Below are 25,990 nucleotides of genomic sequence, written 5' to 3'. Positions count from 1 at the left end.
ATATGCGAATTATTCCTGCTATTGATATTATCGACGGAAAATGTGTGCGCCTTTCGAAAGGTGATTATGGAACTAAAAAAATATACAACGAAAATCCCGTAGAAGTTGCCAAAGAATTTGAAAGTTTTGGTATAAAATTTCTTCATTTAGTGGATCTGGATGGCGCAAGATCTAAACATATTGTCAACCAAAAAATATTAGAAAGCATTGCCAATGAAACCTCTTTAGAAATCGATTTTGGTGGCGGTTTGAAAACTATTGAAGATATAGAAATTGCTTTTAATTCAGGAGCAAAGCAAATTACAATTGGAAGTATTGCCGTTCAAGATCCTGAATTTTGTTTTGATTTAATTGAAAAATATGGTTCTGAAAAAATTATTTTAGGAGCTGATTGTGAGAATAGAAAAATAAAAACTTCAGGTTGGCTGGAGGAAAGCGATCGAGATGTAATCGATTTTATTCTTTACTATCAGAAAAAGGGAATTAAAAATGTAATCTGTACCGATATTTCCAAAGACGGAATGTTGGAAGGAGCTTCAGAAGATTTGTACAAAGAAATTATAAGTAAAACTTCAGTAAAACTGGTGGCAAGCGGCGGAATTTCCTGCATTGAAGATGTTTACAAAATGAAAGAAATTGGATGTGACGGAACGATTATCGGCAAAGCGATTTACGAAGGGAGAATTTCATTGAAACAACTGGAGAGTTTTGTTTAACCACAAAAGCTTTTAACACATAAGTCACAGAAGAGTTTTAATTTTTTGTATATAAAAGAGCACATAAGTTTTAGAAACCTCAAGAGGTTTGCTGATTTCTTTAAATATCAATTAAAGATTTTGGGCAAAATAAAAAATCAATAAAGTCCCAAAGGGACGATTTAATAAAGGATAGGATAAAATCCTATCAAAAAATAATTAAAAAATTTGCGCCACTGCGTAACTGCGTAACCCATTAAATAAAATGCTTAAAAAAAGAATCATTCCATGTCTGGATATAAAAGACGGAACTACCGTAAAAGGAACCAACTTTGAAGGATTGAGAAATGCCGGAGATCCAATAGAATTGGCAAAAAAATACGAGAATGAAGGAGCAGATGAATTGGTTTTCCTTGATATTACTGCAACCATCGAAGAACGAAAAACATTCGCTGAATTGGTAAAAAACATCGCCAAAAAACTGAGTATTCCTTTCACCGTTGGAGGTGGTATTTCTTCTGTGGAAGATGTAAGAAAACTCTTGGAAGCCGGAGCAGATAAGATCAGCATTAATTCTTCTGCAGTAAAAGATCCAGAACTTATTTCTGATTTGGCTAAAGAATTTGGTAGTCAGTGCGTTGTTGTTGCCATAGATACAAAATTGATTAACGGCACCGATTGCGTTTTTGTAAAAGGAGGAAGAGAAATGACAGATCTAAAAACATTAGATTGGGCAAAAAAAGTAGAAGAATTAGGCGCTGGAGAAATCCTTTTAACTTCAATGGATGGAGACGGAACCAAAAATGGTTTCGATTTACGGATCACAAAATTAATTTCTGAAAATGTGAATATTCCAGTAATTGCATCAGGTGGTGCAGGGAAAACTGAAGATTTTGAAACTATTTTTAATCAAACCAAAGCAACAGGAGCTTTAGCAGCAAGTATTTTTCACTTTGGAGAAATTAAAATCAATGATTTAAAAAACGAATTAAAATTTAAGAAAATAGACATACGATGAACATCAATTTTAATAAAAATAACGACAATTTAGTTCCTGTTATTATTCAGGACGATAGAAATTTACAGGTTTTAATGTTGGGTTATATGAATGAAGAGGCTTTTAATAAAACAAAAGAAGAAGGGAGTGTTACTTTTTTCAGTCGCTCAAAAAACAGACTTTGGACAAAAGGCGAGGAGTCAGGAAACTTTTTAAAGGTAAAAAGTATTGATACAGATTGCGATAACGATACCATTTTAATTAAGGCGATTCCCACAAATACCGTTTGCCACACCGGAAGTTTCAGTTGTTTTAGAGAGAAAGCTCCTAAAGGTTTTTTGTATGAATTGGAAGAAAAAATCCGCCAAAGAATTGATGATAAGGTCGAAAATTCTTACACCTATTCTTTATACCAAAGAGGAATTAATAAAATGGCTCAAAAAGTAGGAGAGGAGGCTGTAGAATTGGTAATCGAAGCCAAAGATAACAACGATGATCTGTTTAAAAATGAGGCAGCAGATCTATTATATCACTTTTTAATTTTACTGAAAGCTAAAAATTTACAGCTAGAAAATATTGAAAAAATACTTTTGGATAGAAACAAATAACCTGTTACCAGCTAAAAGTTTATTGTTTTGATTGCAGACCATCTAGACTATCTATTTTGCCACGAGTGCACAAATATTATCAAAAAAAGATATTAATATTTGTGCATTCGTGGCTTATAAATTATTTTATTTTTCAATAATTACTTTTTTCGTAACCGTTTCACCATCAGATTTTACAGTACATAAATATACTCCGCTTGATAATTTTGAAACATTTATAGTCTTTTCATTTTCGTGAACCGAAAGTAATCTGCCACTCATGTCTTTTATTTCAAAACTGAATTTTTTAATTTCTTTCGGAATATCAAGATTTAGAATATCTTTCGCAGGGTTTGGATAGATCTTTATATCTTCTAATAAATTTGAATTCGTTTCATGCGTTGCTAAAACAGAAGATGCAATTGCAAAATGTTGTAAAGCTCCTACTGCAGCTTTTCCTACTTTGAAAACATAGGTTGGGTCTACATTGGCAAAAGTATCATTAGCAGTATGCTCATTCTGGCTCTGTGGAGTCTCATAAAAACCGGTAATAATATCTCCCTTACCTTCAAAAGGTACATAATCTGATGAATATGCATTAGACATTACAGTCTGTAGAGGAGAATATAGGGTGGTACACGCTGCCAACTGTTGTGTAAAAGACAAGGAAGTGGCATTATTTCCTGGTAAACCAGACTGATCGCTTTCACATTTCACAGAATTACTCGGTGCAGAGAATTTGCCACCAACCTGATCAATATTGAAAACTAACCTAATATCCATTTGACGTGTGCCATTTTGAAAAACCACATTATTTACATAGTGATAACTACCCACAAGCCCTTGCTCTTCTCCCGAAAAATGAATGAACTTTATAGAATATTCAGTCGGAACATCTTTTAAAATTCTGGCAGCTTCCAGTAAAATAGATGTTCCGCTTCCGTTGTCACTAACTCCTGGGCCTACTATTGTATCGTAGTGACCACAAATAATGATGTAGGTATTGGGATAAACAGTTCCTGTTTTTGTAATAATTAAATTTTTGGTCGCATTTCCATTTACAGTAAAACTATCTTCAGTAATTTGGCTTGGTGAATAACCGTAAGTTTGATATTTAGCTTTAAGCCAGTTCAAGGTATTGTTATTTGCAGCTGAACCTGATGTTTTTACACCATATGATTCGAATTCTTGTAGCAATGATGTAATGTTAGTTTGCGTTACCTCATTGGCTCTGGTTTGATAAGCCTGGATAAAACTCTGCGCATTCAAATTGTAGGATGCTAAAGAAAGAAGTAGAAGACCTGTTAATTTTTTCACTTTAAATGATGGTACTTTAATAATACGCAAATGTAAATAATAAAAAAATCCCGAGCAAAAAACTCAGGATTTATATTGATAACAAAAAATTTTACATTATTTTACTTGATCTACAACTGCTTTGAAAGCTTCAGGGTGATTCATTGCTAAATCAGCTAAAACTTTTCTGTTAAGCTCAATGTTGTTCTTTTTAAGAGCTCCCATAAACTGAGAGTAAGACATTCCGTGCTCTCTAGCTCCTGCGTTGATACGCATGATCCAAAGTGATCTGAAGTTTCTCTTTTTCTCTTTTCTTCCACGGTAAGCATATTGCATTGCTTTTTGTACCGCGTTTTTAGCAACAGTCCAAACGTTCTTTCTTCTACCGAAAAAACCTTTAGCTTGTTTCATTAATTTTTTTCTGCGAGCTCTAGAAGCTACTGCATTTACTGATCTTGGCATAATTTAAATTGTTTTTTTGAAAAGGGCGGCAACACATGTTGCTCTTTGGTGCACCGTTTCAGGGTTAAAATATTGAATTTGTTTGAATTCTTATAAACCGAATAATGATTTATAAAAACTACTTAATTGCTAATTGACGTTGAACGCTTTTAGTATCCACTTTAGCTACATAAGAAGTAGTAGTAAGATTTCTCTTCTGCTTAGTTTCTTTTTTAGTTAAGATGTGGCTTTTGTAAGCGTTTTTTCTTTTGATTTTACCAGTTCCGGTAAGAGCAAAACGTTTCTTAGCACCTGATTTCGTTTTTAATTTTGGCATTGTTTGCTTTTTTATGTTTTTGTTATCAATATCGTTTCAAATGTACCAATGTAGCAGTTTATCAATTTACCAATAATTGTTACATTGGTAGATTATTACATTGATTGGGCGTGTCCCTTACTCGTTCATTCCGCTTCGCTTCATTCACTCATTCGGGTCGGGCTATACATTGCAAGTCCTCGCTCATCCGCATATTCTGTCGCTTGCTGTGGGCTTTTCATTACTATCCCTCACGCAGATAATTGGTGTGCAAAATTACGAAAAATTTTCGAGATGAAAAAAGATTTTATAGAGAATAGGGAAGGCTTCTATTTAAAATCCACATTTTAGTTGATTTATAAAAATTAAAAACCACGATTCATTGAATAATCGTGGTTTAAATATATAAGTTTTTTTAAAATTAAGATTTGATAAACTCCAGTAAATCTTTGTTGATTGTTTCTGCTTCTGTTGTCGGCATTCCATGTGGGAAACCGGGATAAGAAATAAGTTTTCCGTTTTTCAATAGAGTTGCAGCAATTTTACCTGTTGTTTCAAAAGGAACAATCTGATCGTCTTCACCGTGCATTACCAAAACCGGAACATTCACACTTTTCAAATCTTCAGTAAAATCGGTTTCAGAAAAAGCTTTAATACAGTCGAAATGTGCTTTAATCGAGCCATTCATTCCCTGTCTCCACCAGTTTCTCTGAATACCTTCAGAAACATTGGCTCCTTCTCTGTTGTATCCGTAAAAAGGGAAAGTTAGGTCAATATAAAACTGCTGTCTGTGCTTTGCCGTATTATTTCTGATATCATCAAAAACCGACATCGGTACACCATTAGGATTATTTTCGTTCTGAACCATAATCGGCGTAACAGCACTTACCAAAACGGCTTTTGCCACTCTGCCTTCACCATGTTTAGCAACATATCTTATCACTTCACCACCTCCGGTAGAATGACCGATATGAATGACATCTTTTAAATCTAAAGCTTTTACAATTTCGGCAACATCAGAAGCATAAGTATCCATATCATGTCCATAAGGAGTCTGCTCAGATCTTCCATGACCTCTTCTGTCATGAGCGATTACTCTGTAACCTTGCTCAAGAAAGAAAAACATTTGTGCATCCCAATCATCACTTGATAATGGCCATCCGTGGTGAAAAAATAACGACTGACCTTTTCCCCAGTCTTTGTAAAAAATTTCTGTTCCGTCCTGTAATTTAAGTGTACTCATTGTTTAATTTTTTTTGGTATTAATATTAAAGAGAATAAGGATTATTGTTTCTTATTTCTAAAACAAAGGTAGAACTAAAGTTTTACCCTCATCTTGATCTACCTCAAGATTCAAAAAAAATAATCAAAAAATAACAGAAACATTTTAAAACGAGTAGGTTTAATTTTTCACTACAGAAAACAACAAAAACCTCAAATTACTTTGAGGTTATATAATCTTCATTCCAAAAAAGGAATTTACTGAATTATTTAGCTGGTTTCTTAGGACTCATCATCATAATCATTCTCTTACCTTCAAGTTTAGGCAACTGATCTACTTTACCAACGTGCTCTAATTCCTGAGCCAGTTTTAAAAGTAAAATTTCACCTTGATCTTTAAAGATAATAGAACGTCCTTTGAAAAATACGTATGTTTTCAGTTTAGAACCTTCTTCCAAGAACTTTTCAGCATGTTTTTTCTTAAACTCATAATCATGTTCGTCAGTCTGAGGTCCGAAACGAATCTCTTTTACGACAACTTTGATTTGTTTTGCTTTAAGCTCTTTCTGCTTTTTCTTTTGCTCGTATAAAAACTTTTTATAGTCTAATATTCTTGCAATAAAAGGCTCAGCTTTATCTGAAATTACAACCAAATCAAGTTCCTGTTCTTTAGCAATTTGTCTTGCTTTATCGATAGGGAAAATTCCTGGCTCTACGTTATCGCCCACTAAACGAAGTTCTCTTACGCGAATCTTATCGTTTATCATGTGTAAGTCCTCTTGTACAGGACGTCTTTGTGGGCCTCTGTTGTTAAATCGCTGTGCTATTGTATTAAATTTTATTGGTTAATCTTTGTTCATTGTAATTAGCTGTTTTCTTATAACTAATTACGGTCTATTTATTATTTATTGGAGGTCAAAGCTAAAAGCTATCCGCCAAATTCTAATCCTGTTTTTGAAGATTCTTTAAAATAAGCAATAAAATCTTCAAGACTCATCGCTCCAAGGTCACCTTCGCCACGTCTTCTTACAGAAATTGTGCCATCCTTTTCTTCATTTTCTCCCACAACAAGCATGAATGGGATCTTCTTCAATTCGGCATCACGAATTTTTTTACCCGTTTTCTCATTTCTGTCGTCAATCAGACCGCTAATATCGTGATTTTCTAAAAGTTGTGAAACTTTTTTAGCATAATCTACATATTTTTCACTGATTGGTAATATCGTAAACTGATCAGGAGCCAACCATAATGGGAAATCTCCGGCAGTATTTTCTAATAAGATTGCGATGAAACGCTCCATAGAACCAAACGGCGCTCTGTGGATCATCACTGGTCTGTGCTTTTCGTTATCGCTTCCGATGTAAGTAAGGTCAAATCTTTCAGGTAAATTATAATCTACTTGGATTGTTCCTAACTGCCATTTTCTTCCTAAAGCATCTTTTACCATGAAGTCTAATTTAGGGCCGTAGAATGCAGCTTCGCCATATTCTGTAACGGTATTCAAGCCTTTTTCTTTGGCAGCAGTTACAATCGCGTTTTCTGCTTTCTCCCAGTTTTCGTCAGTTCCAATGTACTTTTCTTTATTCTCAGGATCTCTCAAAGAGATTTGAGCGGTAAAGTCTGCAAAACCTAAAGAACCGAAAACGTAAAGAACCAAATCAATTGTTTTCTTAAACTCATCCATCAACTGATCTGGAGTACAGAACAAGTGAGCATCATCCTGAGTAAACCCACGAACTCTTGTTAAGCCGTGAAGCTCACCACTTTGCTCGTATCTGTAAACAGTACCGAATTCTGCATATCTTTTTGGTAAATCTCTGTAGCTCCACTGTGAAGTTTTATAAATCTCACAGTGATGCGGACAGTTCATTGGCTTCAGCATAAATTCTTCTCCTTCATTCGGAGTTTTGATTGGCTGAAAGCTGTCTGCTCCATATTTATCCCAGTGCCCAGAAGTTACATATAATTCTTTAGATCCGATGTGAGGAGACATTACAAATTCGTAACCTCCTTTTTTCTGAGCATCAGAAAGGAAATTTTCTAATTTTTTTCTCAAAGCAGTACCTTTTGGTAACCAAAGTGGTAAACCTGCACCTACTTTTTCTGAAAAAGCAAAAATCCCTAATTCTTTACCTAATTTTCTGTGATCTCTTCTTTTAGCTTCTTCTAATAACTCAAGATACTCAGTCAATTCTTTCTGTTTTGGGAAAGAAATACCGTATACTCTTGTTAATTGAGGGTTTTTCTCATTACCTCTCCAATATGCTCCTGCAGCATTTAAAATTTTCATTGCTTTCACAATTCCAGTGTTTGGAATGTGACCGCCACGACAAAGATCTGTAAAATTATCGTGTGTTACAAAAGTGATTTCTCCATCATTAAGATTAGAGATTAATTCTACTTTGTAAGGATTGTCTGCATACGTCTTTAAAGCTTCTTCTTTAGAAACCGGATATAATGAGAAGGTTGATCCTTTTTTAGCATTTTCTAAAACTTTCTTTTCGATTTTTTCGAAATCTTTTTCAGATAACGTTTCATCACCAAAATCTACATCATAATAGAAACCGCTTTCAATAGCAGGACCAATCGTTAACTTAGCATTTGGATAAAATTCAAGGATAGCCTGCGCTAAAAGGTGAGCAGAAGAGTGCCAAAAGGCTTTTTTACCAAGATCATCATTCCAGGTCAAAAGCTGTATTGTAGAATCTGTGGTTATAGGCGTGGTAATTTCGACTTGTGTGCCGTTTACAACTGCGGAAATGGTGTTTCTAGCCAATCCCTCGCTTATAGATTTTGCCACATCCAAAGGAGTCGTCGCTCCTTCAAATTCTCTGACGCTATTGTCTGGAAGTGTAATTTTTATCATTGTTTACTAAGAAATTATAAGATGCAAAAATACGCTTTTTTTACGTCTTTAAGAAATTGTAACGCGATAATTCACAAAAAATACAATTTATTTTATGTTTTTACGTTTACGGTTCCTTTCGACAATTAAACATTGATGTTATTGTGAGATAGTTACAAATCTTAAGAACTTGCTAAAACTTGCAGCACAACAATGTTTAAGTACTATTTTCAAATCCCTATCTTTCTTCTTACAAACTTTTTAAAATCAAGATAGTAAAAAATAAACCGCTCTCCTCAGAGAAATATTAAATCTAAATAATCATCTTGCGACAAAATCATTACATGATTTAACTATTTTGCTTTTACAAGGTATTTTTCTTTAGCTTTAAAAGGTTTTAAGCCCACATTTTATTCTTTTTGTCGTATAATTTAAAAAAAATCCTTAAATACGTTTTCACAATATTTAGAAAGATCATCTAATTGAAATTATGAAAACTTTACTTATAATGAACCTTATAACAATAGTAATCGATAATTTTTATATCTTCGATAATTGAAATTTTTACGTTTTTAATTCATGAAAAAATACGCAACACTTTTGTTGTTTTTAGCATCTTCCAGCCTTTTTTTAGCGCAAGACAACCTAAGTTCAGATGAGTTATTCTTAAAAGCCAGAAGCGTCGCTTTCGAACAGAAAGACTACCATCAAGCCATTACAATAGCCCAAAAAGCATTAGAACAGTCACCCGATTACACCGATATTTCAGTCTTTTTAGGAAGACTTTATACATGGAATAATGAGACCGAAAAAGCCCGTACGGTCTTCCAAAAGATGGATGACAAAAATGTGCAAGATCAAGACTTTTTTCTTGCTTATGCTTCATTAGAATATTGGAATGATAATTCTACAAAAGCCTTATCTGTAATAGAAAAAGGGTTAATGCATCATCCAAAAGCAGAAGACTTTCTATTGTTAAAAGCCAAAATATTATTCAGTAACAATGATTATGAAGCAGCAGAAGAAACCCTTGCCATTTTATTATTAATTAATCCGAAAAACACTGAAGCTAGAGAACTGTCGTCAAGAATAAAAGAATATAGTTCAAAAAATGCTGTAGGTATCTCATACAACTACACCCACTTTGACAAACAATTTTCTGATGACTGGCACATCGTGAGCCTTAGTTATAGGCGCGCCACAAAATACGGCTCTGTTATTGTAAAAGGTAATTATGCTAATAAATTTGCATCTGATGGCACACAATTAGAAATTGAAGCTTATCCTAAAATTTCAAAAATGTTCTATATGTACGTTGCAGCAGGATTTTCTAACAATGTCGGAATCTTTCCAAAATACAGAACCGGCGCGTCGTTATATGCTAATTTGCCTAAAAGTTTCGAAGCTGAAATTGGTTACAGACAACTTCATTTTTCTAATGATATCTGGATGTACACAGCTTCTGTAGGGAAATATTATAAAAATTATTGGTTTAATTTCAAAACCTATTTAACGCCAGATAAAAAGAATATTTCACATTCTTACACCGCAACAGTACGCTATTACACGAAAGGTGCTAATGATTATTTCGGGATTCAAGTTGGTACAGGGATAAGCCCAGAGGGATACATGAATAATTTGTTAACGTACGAAACCTACAAATTGAAAACTTTTAAAGTAGGTGCCAATTATAATTTTTCGGTGGCAAAGACCAATCAATTCTCAGTTTCTGCGACTTATTTTAACCAAGAATATCTGCCAAATACTACAGGAAATCAATATGACCTCTCTATAGGATACACCAAAACTTTTTAAGGTTTTGGTGTATTTTTTTATGCATATCTGTTTTAAATTATAAGCATATAGCTTACGGAAAAGTTCAAACTAATTTTTTATCAGCTTATGTTTTTAGACTGTACAAAGTCGTTTTTCAACAATGCTTGTGAAGGAACTTCAATGATGATAAATTACAAATGATCATTATTTCTTTTTCATAAAATTCACAACAATACTATCAGGCATAAGCTTTTTTGTTTTTGAAAAAATAGCATTATGTTTTTGAAATAAACCAAAATGTCGCTTCGCATTGCTTAGCCCCAATTGGTTATCAGAGCGATCTTCTAATAATTTCTTATCCATTTCCCAAAGTTCTCCATCCGCCAAATGATAGTTATCAAAAACAAAATCATTCAGTTTGTCTTTACTTTTCATCATGGGATAAGCATGAATGCTCTTGGAGCTGTTCGTATTCAAGGCACCGCCCACCCAAGCAACAGATCTAGGGGTTGATAGACCATAATTCTTATGATAATACGCTAAAAAAGAGGGAGCAACATCAAAATGACTTACGAGTTTCCGGAACTCTTTAGACTCTTTCAACATCGGTGAATAGATAATTAATGGTACATGATAGCGGTCTATCTTACTCATCATTGATATTTCAGGCATACTGTGATCGCCTGTTATTACAAATATTGTATTACTAAAATCTGTTCTTTTGCGGTAGCTTTCTATAAAATTTTTAACAGCATCGTCAAGATTAAGAACAGTAGATAATTGAGCTTTGCTTTGAAGCGCCCATTTCATCTGATTTTCAGACAAGTTCCCACTTTTAATCACTTCGTCGTACTTTTTTTCATAATAACTTTGATTATTAATTAAAAATGGGCTGTGTGTGCTCAAGGTCAATGCGACATTAAAGTAAGGCTGAGTATTTTCTTTCTGAGTATTCAACATTTTAGAAAATACCGATTGATCGTCGTAACCCCAACTTTCACTTTGTCCTTTTGGTAATTTTTTATATTTTTTTTCGTCGAATTTTGATTCATCCACAATACGGTCTACATGGCTATAATCCAACAGTTTTTTCATCCCATCAAAAGACGCGTCACCACCGTAATAGAAACCAGTTTCGAAACCATTTTTCTTTAAAACATTAAAAAGATTAAAATTTTCAGGGATTTTTTCTTCCTCTAAAATCCCGTTTTTACCAAATGGCAAAGAACCCGTCATAGACGGTAACACACCAAAGGTTCTACCTGAAGAACTAATACAATTGGGCCAATATAAACTTTGTTTAGACAACTCATTGATAAAAGGTGTAAAATTCCCGACGTAACCATCATTCGAACTATAAGCATGCCCCAAACCTTCTACAATAATGAAGACCAAATTGGGTGTTTTAGGTGACGTATTAAAATAAGCTCCTAAAACATCTGGAGTGTTTTCTTGTTTCAGAAACGGAAATTCGGTGTTTGCAGTATCATCATCATTCTGCATAAATGACAGATAATCGAGTGTACTTTCTACAAACTCTTCTTCACTATCTCTGAAAAAATAAGACCATTTGCTTTGGATAGCATTACTTATAAATTCATTATTTGTTTTACGACTAATCTGCGCTTTTACAAAAAATAAAATTCCTGCTAATACAACAGTTCCAGTTATAAAGATCAAAGAAAATTGTTTTGATTTAAATTTAATTTTAGTGGAAAAATAAATTGGTAGATACAACAAGATAATCAGCACTACTAGAGCTATAACATTCTGAATACTTAGCAGTCCGCTGGTTTTAAGAATATGAATTAATTCATCTTTTGAATAATAAAATAAATCTGCACCCAAAATATTACGAGACTCCGCAAAATAAATAAAGAAAATGAAATGCATAAGCAAACTAAGAGTGTAAACAAGCATCAATAACTGATTACTCATTTTTGGCCAAAATAATTGTACTACTGAATACACCAAGCCAATGCCTAAAATAAATAGCGATACAAAAAATAGATTATTCACCAATAATGGGAACAAAATTGATATTTGCGACAGCTCAGGAAGTTTATAAATATACCATTGGGATTCTACAATAGTGCATAAAATAAAAACCGACAAGAAAACAAGTGATGTCTTAGCCCAAAACAATGTACTTTCTTTGAAATAAAGCGGCAGTTTTTGCTTAAAAGACATACCCTCTGCGTTCTGCTGAAATCCTTGACGTGTCATCTCTCCCCAAGTATGACCTTTCTTGAAATAATCAAAAAAACCGCTCACAGTAGCTTTGGTTACCATGGTATGAAAATAGAGTGGCTCTACCAAAGCTGTCCTGATAAGATTAATAAAATCTTTTCGTTTGGTATAAACACGGCAACTTACCAAATCTACCAAAATGGCATAAATAGAAAACAGCATGCATCCAGTAATAACCATTGCCGTAATGGTCAAAAAAAGAGGTAAATTAATGATCCCTAAGATCAGATAAGCCAGCAATATAAAATAACCAGAAAACTCTATCAACGGGCTAAGGAATTCAAAGAAAAACCAATAGGGTAGGCTGATCATCCCAAGTTTTCCGTATTTGGGGTTGAACATTAATTTCCGATGTTTCCATAGTGTTTCCATCGTACCACGCATCCAGCGGTTACGTTGTTTTTTTAGGATTGCTTTAGACTCCGGAGCTTCTGTCCAGCATAACGAATCTGGAATATTGATTACTGCGTAAGGACGTTTTTGCTCTTCCATAAAGCGGCGCATACGTACCACCAGTTCCATATCTTCACCAACAGTTTTGATATCATAACCACCACATTCAATAACAATTTTCCTATCAAAAGCACCAAAGGCTCCAGAAATAAGAATTAACCCTGAAGCTCGCGACCAAGCCATTCTCCCAAGAACAAATGCCCGAATATATTCTAAAGCCTGTGCGCGCCCCAACCATGTTTTAGGAAGATTAACCTGAGTGACCTTTCCATTTTCAATGGTGCAATTATTTGCGAGACGAATAACACCACCGCAGGCAATCACCTTTTTGTCGGTTTGTTCTAAGAAAGGTTTTGCCAGTTTTGCAATCGCATCTTGCTCTAAAATACAGTCTACATCTATACAAACAACCTTGTCACCTGTAGATATATTCACACCTACGTTTAAAGCATCAGCTTTTCCGCCATTTTCTTTATCTACAACGATTAATTTTTTGAAAGCCGGGTTTTTACTTTTATAAATACCTCGTATAGGTTTGGTTTCAATATTACCTTGAATAAAGAACGATACTTTTTCTAAGTCATAGGCCAGAATTAATTTCTCTATAGAATCATCCTTACTTCCATCATTTACAATAATAATTTCGAGTTTATGATAATACAAAGACAATAAAGACCGTACATTTTCTACAATAGTAACGCCCTCATTATAAGCAGGCGCAATAAGACTGAAGGTTGGTGCATTAGGATTAGATAACACCAGACTATAATCTGTAAAAGTATTTTTTTTATTATATGCTGTAACAGCTCCAAATGAATAGAAGCCTATCCAGATGTAAATTAATGCAACTAATACAGAATATGCTAAAAATGTCCATAAAAAAAACGGGAAAATCCACTCTGCAAATTCTAACATATTTTTTCTTGTAAAGCATGATTAATGATAAGAGCCAGCTCTTCATCGGAAGAGTCAAAAAGCGCAGCTTCTCTAAGGTAAGCCTGTTCTCGAAATGTATAAAGAAGTTCAGCAACCGCAATTTTTAGAGATACTGATTTAGAATTAAGCAGCTGGTCTTTAAGAAATGTTAAACTTTTGGGGTCATTGAGCGACTTGATTAGCCTTATGACCTCCATCTGAACTTCAATATTGTTATCTTCAAAATTCTGAATAATATCGTCTAATGTATTTTCGTTTTCTAAAACCTGAAGCGTTTTTAAAGCCTGAATTCTCACTTCATCTTCCGGGTGCGCCAGAAGACTTACAACTTCTGGGTACAAGCCAATTGCTTGAAATTGTCCTACCAAACGAAGCGCAAACAATGCCACAGAATAATTTTCTGATGACATCCATTCTGAAACTAGATCTCTTTTGTCTTCGGGTAATTCATCAATGCAACGAAGCAGCCTTAACTGTTGCCAGTCTGACAAAATATTTTTAAAATTGGATAAAAACTGTAACCCTTCAAAACCCTTGAAGGTTACCATTGCATATTGAGCTTCTTCGTAGACGTTAGGATCTTTGTGTTTTAAAAACTGTTCTATACTCGGTAAGGCTTCATCAGCGTGCATTGCTGTAGACTCCTGGATGCCACGAGCCACCGTAAAAGCTTTCCTGACAGTCATCTTTTTTAGAGAATCTGCCTTGAAATCATACTTGGTATAAAAAGCTTGAATAACCGCATGGATGCTGCCAGAAAATTTCTTTTCGGCTTCAATCATTTTTTGGATACATAGATCTCTAAAGGCCTGGACGTTCAAAAACTTCTCAAAAGCGCCTTTCTGTGTATCGTCAATAGCTTCATGAATGATAGCATCGGTAACTTTCTGATCGATAATGCTTCCCCAAAAATTGTGTCGAATAATATCTCGGTATTTTACAAAACTAATAATGATCACGACTAAGATCAATGCCACTAACAGTAGACAAATCCCTACCAGCGAAAGAAATAATTCATGTAAATTGATCGATAAATAATGCATCAGAATCTAATTAAGCCTTAATCTCTTGATACGGAGTAATAACTCATTAGGACTGAAAGGTTTTACCATAAAATCTAATGCGCCGAGATCAAAAGCCTCCAATACCACTTCTTCTTGCCCTAAACTAGACAAAATAATGGTCGGGGTTTCTTTACCCAACGCTTTGGAAGCAGCTAAGATCTCTGTCCCAGAGGCAAAAGGCATCATGATATCGGTGATAATAAGATCAACATCTGTGGTTTTTAAAACTTCTATTGCCTCTTTTCCGTTTCTTGAGAGAATAACTTCAAAACCCTCTTTTAACAACTTGTGTTCTACTGTTTTTAAAATCAGCTCGTCATCGTCAGCTATTAAAATCAACATAAATTTTATTTTTTATTTACTAATTAACTCTTTTACAATATTTAAAGAAATATCGATATGCTTTTTTATATCCCGAATCATATCATCATACAATAACATGTCCATGGTTTTATATTCATACTCAGCTGCTACAGAGGCCAGCTTATGCAAGCCAGCCGTACCTGCTGTACCTTTTAGTTTATGTAAAAAGGCTCTCGTTTCTTCGGAAGTAAGTTTTGTTTTATCTTCCGCAATTATTTCGTTAGAATGAGTAAGTTCCTGAACTACCAATTCTAAAAAGTAGGTTCTAAAACTGTTATCATCACCTACCTGTTCCTTCAGCATAGATTCATCAAAGTAATCCTCAACAACTATTTGGGGTGTAGAATTCAAGTATTTTTTTAGCATCTCCAAAACATCACTTTGCTTTATTGGTTTTGCAAGGAAATCGTCCATACCTGCATCCAGACATTTTTCTTTTTCGCCAATAATATTTCCTGCCGTTACCCCAATAATAGGTACTTTTTTAAAATCCTGCATTTCGCGTATCAATTTAGTAGCCTGCAAACCATCCATATTGGGCATCTGAACATCCATTAATATCAAATCGAAATGTTGATTTTCACATTCACTAACCGCATCTTGCCCATCGATAACTTCTACCAAGACAGCATTAGGTGCCAGCTTGTTCATAATCCGTTTATTCAGTGCACGATTCACAACGTTGTCATCAGCAACCAAGACATTTAGTTTTTGATAAAACACTTCTGCATTCTGTTGTGTAGACGAGTTAGAATGTAGGTTTTCATTTGTATTTTTAAATAAAACCCTTTGAATCGTTTTGTACAGTTGCGAGGCTGTAACAGGCTTCAGCAGACAGTATGTATTATTGTACGAATTAATTTTCTCCAAAACTTCATGTTCCTGAGAAGAGGTGTGTAGCAATATAAAAGGGGCTTCTTTACCCTGACTTTCAAAGAGCTCTTTAATTTTGCTTAAAGTCTCTACACCAGAGAGAACCGGCATGTGGTAATCTACCAAGATCATATCAAATTGCTCTCCTTCTACCAACAAATGCAAAGCTTCAAAACCATTAGAAGCCTGAACCGAATCGATGTTTTTATACCGCAGCATATCTTGCAAAATAATTCGGTTTTTTTCATTATCATCGATTATTAAAACTCTGTTTATCGGCATTTCTTCTTGTTCTACTTCATAATCTAAATATTTAAAATCAATTTCGAAAAAGAATGTAGAGCCTTTTCCTATTTCGCTGGTCAATGAAAGATTGCTACCCATATAATTAAGAATACGGTTAGAAATGGTAAGCCCCAGACCTGTACCACCATAACGTTTACTCACCGAGCTGTCTTCCTGAGTGAAAGCATCAAAAATTCTTTTTTGTTTTTCTAATGGAATACCAATTCCGGTATCGCTTACCGAAAATCTTAAACGGATATGGTCTTCATTAGAATGTATCTTTTCTACCTTAAGCTCTATTTCGCCTTCATCTGTAAATTTAATGGCGTTTCCTAGCAAATTGATGAGTACTTGCTTCATTCTTATTTCATCGAGAAACATCGTTTTTGGCAAGCCTTGTTCGATATTCAATAATAATTCGATGTTTTTTTGCTGAGCTTGATACAATATCACATTGATAACCTGATTAGAAACATCGTAAACATCATGCTGATCTATTAAAAGTTCTAATTTTCCTGATTCAATTTTAGAAAAATCAAGAATATCGTTAATCACATTAAGCAAGGTAGTTCCAGATTCATTGATGTAATTAAGATATTGTATCTGAATATCGTTGAGCGGTGTCTGAAGCAACAAATCTGAGAAACCAATGACACCATTAAGAGGCGTTCTGATTTCATGACTCATGTTGGCTAAGAACTCAGATTTTGCTTTGCTCGCCAAATCTGCCAATTCTTTAGCTTCTATAAGTTCTTTGTGAGCTTTAACATCTGAAGTAATATTTTGTGTAGAAATAATAATTCCTCCGATGGACTGATCTGCCAATCTCCATGGGAAAACTTCCCAACTATAATTCTGCATCTCCTCACGACCAGCGATCTGAAATAATTGATTTTCATTTTTGTAAGGAATTCCTTTTAAAGCATTTTCATAAATTCTTTTTCGTTCATCAGGAATATTTGGGAAAATACTATACAAGTTTTTTTCGGAAATAGAGGAAGCATTTAGGTTAAACTCTTCCAACCAACGATTGCTAACAGATAAATGATTTAAATCTGTATCCAACATAGCTACAGCTGCAGGTACATTGCTTACAAACGCCTGAAGCATCGACTTTCGGGTTTCAAGCTCCAGATATGTTTTTTTAGTGTCTTCTATATCTTGCATAATTCCGAAAATTCTTTTGCAAGTACCGTTCTCAAACTGCGGAATACCTTTTGCACGAACCCATTTTACAGATCCATCAGCTTTTACGATCTGAAGCTCTCTATCATAAGAAATGCCTTTTTCTACAGCATCTTTAAAAAGCTTCTGAATAATAGGTTGGCTATTTTTTTCATAAAAATTAATTGCCGTATCAAAATCTGGAATAAAATCTGAAGAAACACCATGGATCTTTTTAGTATAATCTGACCACATTAATGTATTTTGATCTAGATTAAGCTCCCAACCACCAACTTGCGCAACGGTATTAATTTCTTCTAAAAGTTGCTTGGTTTGCAGCAGATCATTTTCGAGCTTAATTCTTTCGGTCATATTGAGAGAAGTACTCACCACGTAAGGCTCTCCAGCATCATTATACACCAGCATATTATGATACATCCACAAGAACTCTTGTCCATCTTTGGCCTTAAGCCCCATAACGCCAATGTCTTCTTGATTTTCTACAACTCTTGCTAGATAATCAGAAAAATATTTTTTATGTTTATCGATCAATAGATCTTTTAAATTAAGATGCTCTACTTCTTCTTCAGAAAATTGCAGCAACTCTCTTCCTTGTTGATTAACTTCTAAAATGTTTCCATCCAGATCATGCATGCTCATTAGACCAAGTGCATTTTCAAAAAATTTGCGAAACTTGCGTTCAGAACTTTCTAGCTTTGCTTTCTCTAGCATTTCTTCTGTAACATTTCTTCCGAAACAGAAGATCTCAGTTTTCGCAGAATTGAATTTCAGCTGCCATTCCACAATGCTTTCATGACCAGATTCAGAATAATGTTTAGCTATAAAATCTACTGTTTCTTGAGTCTTTATAAAGTTATCGATCTTGACAAGTTCCGTAGGAGCAATATCAAATAATTCAAGGAAAGACGTCTGTAAAAGATCGATGTTTTGATTAGAGAATGTTTTTTCAAAAATAGGATTAAGCTCCTTGAAATTTAACTTTGAGTCTAGAACACATATAAAATTATTGGTAATTTTAAAGGTATCTTTAAAGAACTCTGCATATAAATTTCGTTTTTTGAGCGTAAGTATTTTAGTGACCGCCGCTGCAACTTTTTGAAGCAGCTCTATCTGTCTGGGCGTACAATGATTTGGTTTGAAATCTACAGCACAGATGGTTCCCAAAACAAAACCTTCATCATCTATTAGCGGAACACCAGCATAGAAGCGTACACCACCAGCCACCATTAATTGGTTGTGCTTAGAACGCTCATCCAACAAGGTATCGTTAATTACGGTAACGTCTTTGCTTCTGATAACGTGTTGACAAATGGTATCATTACGATCTACAGTGTCGAGTTCCAAACCAACACAACTCTGTATTGTCTGCATATCTTCTTCCATTACTGCAACCAATGATGCGGGGCAGCCCGTTATAAGGCAAACGCTTTCTGCATAAATATCTAATTCGGGAATTTTCCTAAGATCGAGAAGGTCGTAATGGATAAGGCGATCGATTCTGGTTTTTTCGTTATTTTGCTCGTGAGAAAGCTTCATAGGTTTTATTAGTTAATTTCAACACATACGTCTATACTGAAAGCCGCATTCCGCCTCAAAATTAGTGCAATTTCATCATTTAACAAACATAATATTTTAAAATTAATTATCCTCAAGACAATTTTATTTATACTTAATAAGAATTAAATAATAATTGTTTATATAGAAATTATTGTGTATCATTTCACAAAACACCTTCTTCAGCCTACGAAGTATTTCAAACGGGTCAATTAGTTTTCATTAGATGATCGAACACACTTCATTAGAAAAATAAGAGGAACAGAGGGCGGAAATTGCTGCCATAAAAAATACCAAGCTTTCACTTGGTATTATCTGTTTTTCCTGACTTGTTTTTGGAAGATTTTTGAACGTCTTCTTTATCAACATCGGGTGGATTTTGTTTCTCTGAAGAAGCCGGAATATCACGGAAGTCTTCGTTTTGTTTTTTCGTTTCTGCGGAATTGGCAGATTCTTTCTTTTTGTTATCATCTTTTGAATCCATAGTTTTGAATTTTTAGAGTCCAAGAACACCGATTTTACCGGTTTGATCTTCTATCTTATAATTCAAAGCCTTTGCCAAAACGAAAATATTATTAAGATTTTCCATTAATTGCTGATGACCTTCGCTTCTCAATTTATTCTGATCTACAGATTTTATAGCAGTTTGTTTAGCTTTTTGCTGTACATTTTTGATATCCTGCTCAGAAATTCTATTGATGAAAGAATCGTCTAATGACTGAATTTCTACACTTGGTGTAATTCTTATATCTGCATTGGGAAGCTCTTTAATGATCAGTTTTTTATTAATAGAATCAACTTCTATTTTCATTTTATTCAAATCATACGAAACCTGCGCATTGGTTTTGGTGTAAGTAATAATGCTATTACTCGTCATTTCTTTTCCGAGAAATTCATATCCAAATTTGGTTTTCTGCATGGCAGAAAAATCCTGCTCCAGAACAACCATTTTGTTCATTTTTGAAATCTGATTGGTCAGAATGTAATAATCGGATTTTTCAGTTTTTTCACTCATTTTAAAACAAGATTTAAAACTAAAAAACAGAATCAGCATCAAAAGAATCCCGGCAATAAACGGAAGAATTAATTTTAAATTTTTCAATTTTCTTTTTTAAATATTTCTTTCAATACCGACCCGTCATCTTTTTTTAAGATCTCTACAAGATCTCTTTCTACATACCCCGTAGTCGGCATTTCTATCATTCTTCCAATTTCCTTGCCATATTTTTCGACAATGATTGTAGGAACCTTAGAAACATTATATTTTACTTCATCACCAGTAGGAGATTCTTTTTTACGGTTCACCGCAATAATCGTCAATCTGCTATCCGGATATTTTACTTCTTCCAGAATTTTCATCAATCTAGGAAAATCTCTATGACTATCTTCACACCAAGTTCCCACAAAAACAATCAGATTATAAGAGTTAATATTATTTTTTCTTAGTTCTGTAACTGCTTTTTGATCTAAAGCATATTCGTTAAATTCTTTTGTGTACCATTCCGAATAAGGTTCTTTCGCAAACTGCTCTTTAAGCTGGTGCCCTAAAAGCATTTTTCCGTCATTGTTCGTTTCTACCTCTCTGTTTACCACGACTTTTTGAGCACTAAACTGCTGCATAGCCAAAGTAAGAACTGAAAAAGTAAAAATATTGGTGATGATCTTTTTACAAATCATATTTCTATTATTTTTCATTATTTGTGAATCTTTGATTTCATATTAATTTTCAATAATTGTTTTTAAATCGGCAGGAGAGTAGTATTTATTTTTCAATACTTTATGATCTGCTTTTCTGTAGACATTGAATTTTTCTCCTGATTTCTCATAGAAAGATTCAACTTCTTTTTCTTTATAAAACTCAACTGTTTCGTTTGCCTGCTCTTCGTTATCGCAAGCTTTAGACATATTAGAACGCTGCACTTCGTTGAATAATTCTACAAATTTATTCCCCAATCCAAATTCTAAAACCGCACCGCTCAAAACATACTGCAAATCACACAATGCATCAGCAATTTCTACAATATTATTATCTGCAATAGCCTGTTTCAATTCATTTAATTCTTCCTGTAAAAGCTCAACTCTCAAGTCACATCTTTCCTGAGAAGGAATTTGTGGAGTATCTAAAATAGGTGCTTTAAAAGTGGTGTGGAATTCTGCTACTTGGTTCAGGCTGTCAATTTTATCCATGAAATTTTATTATTTAAGGCAAATATAAAAATTAGATATTAGATATTAGATATCAGATGTTAGGTTTTTAATAGGTTTTACAATTCCAGCAAAAAAAACACATTCATTATTTATATAAAAATTGATTAACAAATACTATTTGTTTTTAAACTACCATTAATAAATCGATCATTAATTACCATTCATCAATTATAAAAAAAGACTGCCCATTTCTGAGCAGCCTAAAGATTAAGGTTTAATTGAAAGGATATTTAGTTTTTAATAAATCGTTTAGAAACTTCGCCCACCTGAATTACATAAGCTCCTTTTACAAGACCACTTACATTCACTGAGCCTCCTTTGAGTTTTCCTGAATTGATTAGCTTCCCACCCATATCGAAGATTTTATAATCTTCATTAGTCGTATTTGAAACATTTAAAATGTCTCTCGCAGGATTTGGATATAACTTAATATCTGTCATTAAATCTTTTGTATCAAAATCGTCACCCCTTCCCGATGACACAATATTTAAAGTATAATCCTCAACCTGTCCGTAAGTATAAGAACCGCAAGAAGATGACGGAACAGAACTATATTGCATCATTACTCTCATTCTTGTTGTTCCAAGAGTTGCAGTTGACGGTATTGTGATAGATCCTGTTACCGGACTTGTCTGTGAACCCGTTTTCGTCCAAGCCAATTCTCCACTGTCTGTAAAGTCTCCATCTTTATTGTAATCAATGTAAACTGCATAAACTTCATTATATTTAGTTGAAGTCCAAACCGGAGTTACAGAAATCGTATACGCTGAACCTCTCGTTACATTCGTAGAAACTGCGGTAAAGTTTTCGTAACCTGCAGTTCCTGTGGATGTATTATTAATCGTTCCGAAGCTTACATTTCCGATTCTTTCATCCGCTGTATTGGTTGATGTTGCAGAACAATAAGTAACTGTGCTTCCAGCAAGAGTGGTCACAGAAACCGTATTGCTTGAAACAGAATTATTTCCTGCCGCATCTTTAGCTTTAACCGTAAAACTGTACGTCGTAGAAGGCGTTAAACTTGTTACGGTATAAGAAGTAGAAGTCGTAGAGCCTACCAATGAAGCCCCTTGATAAACATCATAACCCGTCACAGCAACATTATCTGTAGCGCCCGACCAAGAAAGATTTGTACTTGTAGAAGTTGTTCCTGAAGCCGCTAAAGTTGGAGCTGTCGGTGGAGTAGTATCAGAAGTTCCCGAACCTACATTTACCGTAATATTTGCATTATTGACATCAAAGAAAATGTGATTTGAACCTTTTACCATAATTCTTCCCGTAGTTGTAGAAGCATTTGGAATCGTCACCGCCTGAGAACCATCGTTTGGAGTTCCTGAAAGTAGAGTAGTCCAGGTATTTCCGCTGTCTGTAGACCAAAGAATATCTACGTTTGCAGCATTCACGCCGTTTGCTGTAGTTCCGGCAACATTCCATGTTATTGTTTGAGAAGTTCCTCCCGAATAAGTTGTTGCTGTATTTTGAGAACTTACACTGAATGGGCCTGCAGTTCCGTTAACAGTAATTACCGCATCATCAGAATTATTTCCAGAACCTCCAGCTCTGTTATCACGAACGGTAAATCTAAAATTATATGTTCTTGCAACGTTTGATAATGCTTCAACAGTAATTTCTGAGCCAGCCGTTGTTGTCGCACCCGTTAAAACAGAAGCCATTCTCGGAAAATATCTTGTAGGAGTCGTTTGCGGAGTCCAAGATCTAAAGGTTGGTCCTGTTGCTTTTGTAGCACTTGCCGCTGAACTCGCTCCGGTTTGAGAAGAAGATGCATTATTCATCTGCTCCCAGATATAAGTAAGAGCATCTCCGTTTGCATCAGTTCCAGCACCGGTTAGCATAAATGGAGTTCCTTTTGGAATAGTATAATCTGCACCTGCATTTGCTGTTGGTACTGAGTTTCCTGTACTCGTACTTGTAGGACAGGTTTTAGCCTTAATATTATCTGTAATCTGCTGAATACTCACCGCATGAAAGAAAGAATCTGAATGCGCCTGAATATCCTGACTTGTAATTCCTGCATATCCCATAATAGTCGATCCGGAACCAGGTTCCATATTAACTCCGGTTCCTTCATTACTCATTGAGAACGTATGATTCCCGCCAAACTGGTGACCCAATTCGTGAGCTACATAATCGATATCAAAATTATCTCCCGAAGGGATTGCATCTGCCGGAGAAGTATAACCACTTCCTTTTGATCCGTTCACACAAACACAACCGATGCAACCTGCATTTCCGCCACCTCCGGAAGCTCCGAATAAATGTCCTACATCGTAATTAGCTTCACCAATTACCGAAGTTAAGGTCGATTGAAGCTGAGAATTCCAGCTGCTCATTCCTGAAGCTGCAGAATAAGGATCCGTAGAAGCACTGGTATAAATTACAGCGTCATTATTGGCAATTAAAACCATTCTCGCCGAAAAATCTTTTTCAAAAACTCCGTTTACACGGGTCATTGTATTATTCATTGCTGCTAAAGCAAGAGCTTTTGTCCCTCCAAAATACGCGGTATATTCTCCCGTGGAAGACAAAGCTAATCTGAATGTTCTTAATTTGGCATCATCCGCATTAGGTCTTGCCTGAAGATTACCTAAACCTGAGACTCCTTTTTGAGCCACATCAATTACGGTACATTCAAATTTGTTTAAATCATCTTTTTTGTCTGATTTTCTGTAAACGACATACGTTGAAAGATCTTTTGTGTAAGGCTCAATAAAAACAGCAGACTTATCACCGTAAATTTCCATAGAGGATAAACCCAATGGAGAAATACTGAAATACACTGTAGAATTTGAATCTCCCATTCCTTCACCAACATAAGATTTGATATCCGGATACTTCGCAGCCAATTGGGGGTCGAAATTGGAATTTTCCCTTACTTTGAAATGCTCCAATTTTCCATCAGAATTTGGAAAAGAAATAATAATTTCTGATTTTTCACCAACAGCCAATCTTTTTGGTGCTTTTGCCAAAGCGTTTTTCAATCCGTCAATATCTAAACTATAGATCTTCGGATTGTTGATTGTTGATTTGTTTTCAAAAATTTCTGAATTTGTTTTTCTAGAACTTTCAGACCAAAGACGGTCTGTCTGAGCGAATGAAATGCCTGAAACCAGCATTCCAATCACCAATAGTTGTTTTTTCATATAGTATCTATTTTGATTTTGGAATATCAAAGCTAATAAAAATTATATTATGAAAAACAAAATTATTTAAGAAAATTTTAGATATTTAATTTAATAAATTATGCAATGCATTAAACAAACAATACAACATTATAAAAATACTTACATAAAACAAAAATAACATACGTAAATTACGTATGCTATTTCTTTATATTAATTTTAAGGTAAATTAACCCAAAAAATTATTTTGTGATATCTCTACCGATAACCATTCTCTGAATTTCTGAAGTACCTTCACCAATTGTACAAAGTTTAGAATCTCTGTAATATTTTTCAGCCGGGAAATCTTTTGTATATCCGTAACCTCCAAAAATCTGAACTGCATTGTTAGAAATTCTTACACAAGCTTCAGAAGCATACAATTTTGCCATTGCCCCTTCTTTTGTCATTTTCTGTTTTGCATTTTTCAGCGTAGAAGCTCTTTGGATCAATAATTCTGCAGCATCAATTTCTGTTGCCATATCTGCCAACATAAAGTTGATTGCTTGGAATTCTGAAATAGATTTTCCGAACTGTTTTCTTTCTTTAGCGTATTTTAAAGCCGCTTTATAAGCTCCTCTTGCAGTTCCTAAACTTAATGCAGCAATAGAAATTCTACCACCGTCAAGAATTTTCATCGCCTGCTTGAAACCTTCACCAACTTCACCTAAACGATTCGCATCTGAAACACGAACGTTATCAAAAATAAGTTCTGCAGTTTCTGAAGCTCTCATTCCAAGTTTGTTTTCTTTTTTACCTGAAGTGAAACCAGCCATTCCTTTTTCTAAAACAAACGCTGTAGAATTATTTTTAGCTCCAATTTCTCCAGTTCTAGTCATTACAACAGCGATGTCACCAGAAATTGCATGCGTGATAAAGTTTTTAGCTCCATTGATTACCCACTCGTCACCGTCTTTCACAGCAGTAGTAGACATCCCTCCAGAATCAGATCCTGTATTGTGCTCTGTCAATCCCCAAGCTCCGATTACTTTACCCGTAGCTAACTGTGGAAGCCATTTGTTTCTCTGTTCTTCATTTCCAAATTCATAAATATGATTGGTGCACAATGAATTGTGTGCCGCAACTGATAATCCAATTGAAGGATCAACCTGAGAAATTTCATCTAGAATAGCAACATATTCGTGATAGCCAAGACCAGAACCGCCATATTCTTCAGGAATTACAATCCCCATAAAACCCATATCTCCTAACTGGTGAAATAGCTCTTTAGGAAAAGTCTGACTTTCGTCCCACTCCATAATATTTGGTCTGATATTCTTTTCAGCAAATTCCTTTGCTGTTTCCGCGATCATTTTGATGTTGTTAATCGTTTCTGTGTTCATATTACTTGTATAGTTATGTCCCAAAGATACTTAAATTGCTGAAATACTAAAATAATTTGTTTTGAAGATAAATTAGAGTAAATAAGTAATTCGTTTTCAGTAAATTAATTTTAAATTATTAAC

At 34.6% G+C, this 25,990-nt stretch carries 20 protein-coding genes; 4 read left to right on the top strand and 16 right to left on the bottom strand.

Annotated features, from left to right (window positions below):
* Positions 1-2: 2 nt before the first annotated feature.
* The 3 genes from hisA to hisIE all read left to right on the top strand — a co-directional run bounded on the left by hisA (position 3) and on the right by hisIE (position 2,300).
* Entirely contained in the window at positions 3-716 is a 714-nt protein-coding gene (gene hisA, locus AB671_RS00555; RefSeq protein ID WP_066678552.1) for a 1-(5-phosphoribosyl)-5-[(5-phosphoribosylamino)methylideneamino]imidazole-4-carboxamide isomerase, read from the top strand.
* A 244-nt stretch (positions 717-960) separates the two neighbouring features.
* Positions 961-1,713 (top strand): imidazole glycerol phosphate synthase subunit HisF, encoded by a 753-nt coding sequence (gene hisF / locus AB671_RS00550; RefSeq protein WP_066678557.1) that lies wholly within the window; start codon positions 961-963, stop codon positions 1,711-1,713.
* On the top strand, positions 1,710-2,300 hold the full coding sequence (hisIE, locus tag AB671_RS00545) for a bifunctional phosphoribosyl-AMP cyclohydrolase/phosphoribosyl-ATP diphosphatase HisIE (protein WP_066678561.1): 591 nt from the start codon (positions 1,710-1,712) through the stop codon (positions 2,298-2,300). The genes hisF and hisIE overlap by 4 nt, the downstream gene beginning before the upstream one ends.
* Before the next feature lie 126 nt (positions 2,301-2,426).
* On the opposite strand, the gene AB671_RS00540 is transcribed toward hisIE, so the two are convergent.
* The 6 genes from AB671_RS00540 to thrS all read right to left on the bottom strand — a co-directional run bounded on the left by AB671_RS00540 (position 2,427) and on the right by thrS (position 8,419).
* Positions 2,427-3,596, bottom strand: coding sequence for a M28 family peptidase (locus AB671_RS00540; protein ID WP_066678562.1), 1,170 nt, complete (start codon positions 3,594-3,596; stop codon positions 2,427-2,429).
* A gap of 96 nt (positions 3,597-3,692) precedes the next feature.
* Entirely contained in the window at positions 3,693-4,037 is a 345-nt protein-coding gene (gene rplT / locus AB671_RS00535) for a 50S ribosomal protein L20 (protein WP_066678564.1), read from the bottom strand.
* 118 nt (positions 4,038-4,155) lie between these two features.
* Positions 4,156-4,353, bottom strand: coding sequence for a 50S ribosomal protein L35 (gene rpmI, locus AB671_RS00530; protein WP_066678566.1), 198 nt, complete (start codon positions 4,351-4,353; stop codon positions 4,156-4,158).
* 400 nt (positions 4,354-4,753) lie between these two features.
* Complete coding sequence (locus AB671_RS00525; RefSeq protein WP_066678568.1) at positions 4,754-5,575, bottom strand: alpha/beta fold hydrolase; 822 nt, start codon at positions 5,573-5,575, stop codon at positions 4,754-4,756.
* Positions 5,576-5,819: 244 nt separating this feature from the next.
* Complete coding sequence (infC, locus tag AB671_RS00520) at positions 5,820-6,320, bottom strand: translation initiation factor IF-3 (protein WP_066678569.1); 501 nt, start codon at positions 6,318-6,320, stop codon at positions 5,820-5,822.
* A gap of 161 nt (positions 6,321-6,481) precedes the next feature.
* Positions 6,482-8,419, bottom strand: a complete 1,938-nt coding sequence (gene thrS, locus AB671_RS00515) for a threonine--tRNA ligase (RefSeq protein WP_066678570.1) — start codon at positions 8,417-8,419, stop codon at positions 6,482-6,484.
* Between the two features lie 558 nt (positions 8,420-8,977).
* Between thrS and AB671_RS00510 the strand changes: the two genes are divergently transcribed.
* Positions 8,978-10,213: a YaiO family outer membrane beta-barrel protein gene (locus tag AB671_RS00510; RefSeq protein ID WP_066678571.1), complete on the top strand. Its 1,236-nt coding sequence runs from the start codon at positions 8,978-8,980 to the stop codon at positions 10,211-10,213.
* A gap of 165 nt (positions 10,214-10,378) precedes the next feature.
* Here the strand turns inward: AB671_RS00510 and AB671_RS00505 are convergent, their stop codons facing one another.
* From AB671_RS00505 to AB671_RS00460, 10 genes are all read right to left on the bottom strand, one after another.
* On the bottom strand, positions 10,379-13,792 hold the full coding sequence (locus tag AB671_RS00505) for a sulfatase-like hydrolase/transferase (RefSeq protein ID WP_066678572.1): 3,414 nt from the start codon (positions 13,790-13,792) through the stop codon (positions 10,379-10,381).
* A complete protein-coding gene (locus tag AB671_RS00500) occupies positions 13,786-14,856 on the bottom strand; it encodes a HEAT repeat domain-containing protein (protein ID WP_082987188.1) in 1,071 nt (356 codons plus the stop codon). The genes AB671_RS00505 and AB671_RS00500 overlap by 7 nt, the downstream gene beginning before the upstream one ends.
* Before the next feature lie 6 nt (positions 14,857-14,862).
* A complete protein-coding gene (locus AB671_RS00495) occupies positions 14,863-15,219 on the bottom strand; it encodes a response regulator transcription factor (protein ID WP_066678574.1) in 357 nt (118 codons plus the stop codon).
* A gap of 12 nt (positions 15,220-15,231) precedes the next feature.
* Positions 15,232-19,119 (bottom strand): response regulator, encoded by a 3,888-nt coding sequence (locus AB671_RS00490; protein WP_066678576.1) that lies wholly within the window; start codon positions 19,117-19,119, stop codon positions 15,232-15,234.
* Between the two features lie 319 nt (positions 19,120-19,438).
* Positions 19,439-19,621: a hypothetical protein gene (locus tag AB671_RS00485; protein ID WP_066678577.1), complete on the bottom strand. Its 183-nt coding sequence runs from the start codon at positions 19,619-19,621 to the stop codon at positions 19,439-19,441.
* Between the two features lie 12 nt (positions 19,622-19,633).
* Entirely contained in the window at positions 19,634-20,239 is a 606-nt protein-coding gene (locus AB671_RS00480) for a DUF4230 domain-containing protein (protein WP_066678579.1), read from the bottom strand.
* Positions 20,236-20,832 carry a TlpA family protein disulfide reductase gene (locus AB671_RS00475; protein ID WP_228390941.1) on the bottom strand — a complete coding sequence of 199 codons (597 nt, stop codon included), beginning with the start codon at positions 20,830-20,832 and terminating at the stop codon, positions 20,236-20,238. The genes AB671_RS00480 and AB671_RS00475 overlap by 4 nt, the downstream gene beginning before the upstream one ends.
* 24 nt (positions 20,833-20,856) lie before the next feature.
* Positions 20,857-21,324 (bottom strand): nucleoside triphosphate pyrophosphohydrolase family protein, encoded by a 468-nt coding sequence (locus tag AB671_RS00470; RefSeq protein ID WP_066678581.1) that lies wholly within the window; start codon positions 21,322-21,324, stop codon positions 20,857-20,859.
* A gap of 251 nt (positions 21,325-21,575) precedes the next feature.
* Complete coding sequence (locus tag AB671_RS00465) at positions 21,576-24,506, bottom strand: reprolysin-like metallopeptidase (protein ID WP_066680775.1); 2,931 nt, start codon at positions 24,504-24,506, stop codon at positions 21,576-21,578.
* A gap of 221 nt (positions 24,507-24,727) precedes the next feature.
* On the bottom strand, positions 24,728-25,867 hold the full coding sequence (locus AB671_RS00460) for an acyl-CoA dehydrogenase family protein (RefSeq protein WP_066680774.1): 1,140 nt from the start codon (positions 25,865-25,867) through the stop codon (positions 24,728-24,730).
* Between the last annotated feature and the right edge of the window lie 123 nt (positions 25,868-25,990).

This window comes from Chryseobacterium sp. BGARF1, assembly GCF_001677955.1.
Classification (GTDB): domain Bacteria; phylum Bacteroidota; class Bacteroidia; order Flavobacteriales; family Weeksellaceae; genus Chryseobacterium.
The sequence above is the reverse complement of the archived record's forward strand: the minus strand, read 5'-3'. Positions and strand labels throughout refer to the sequence as shown.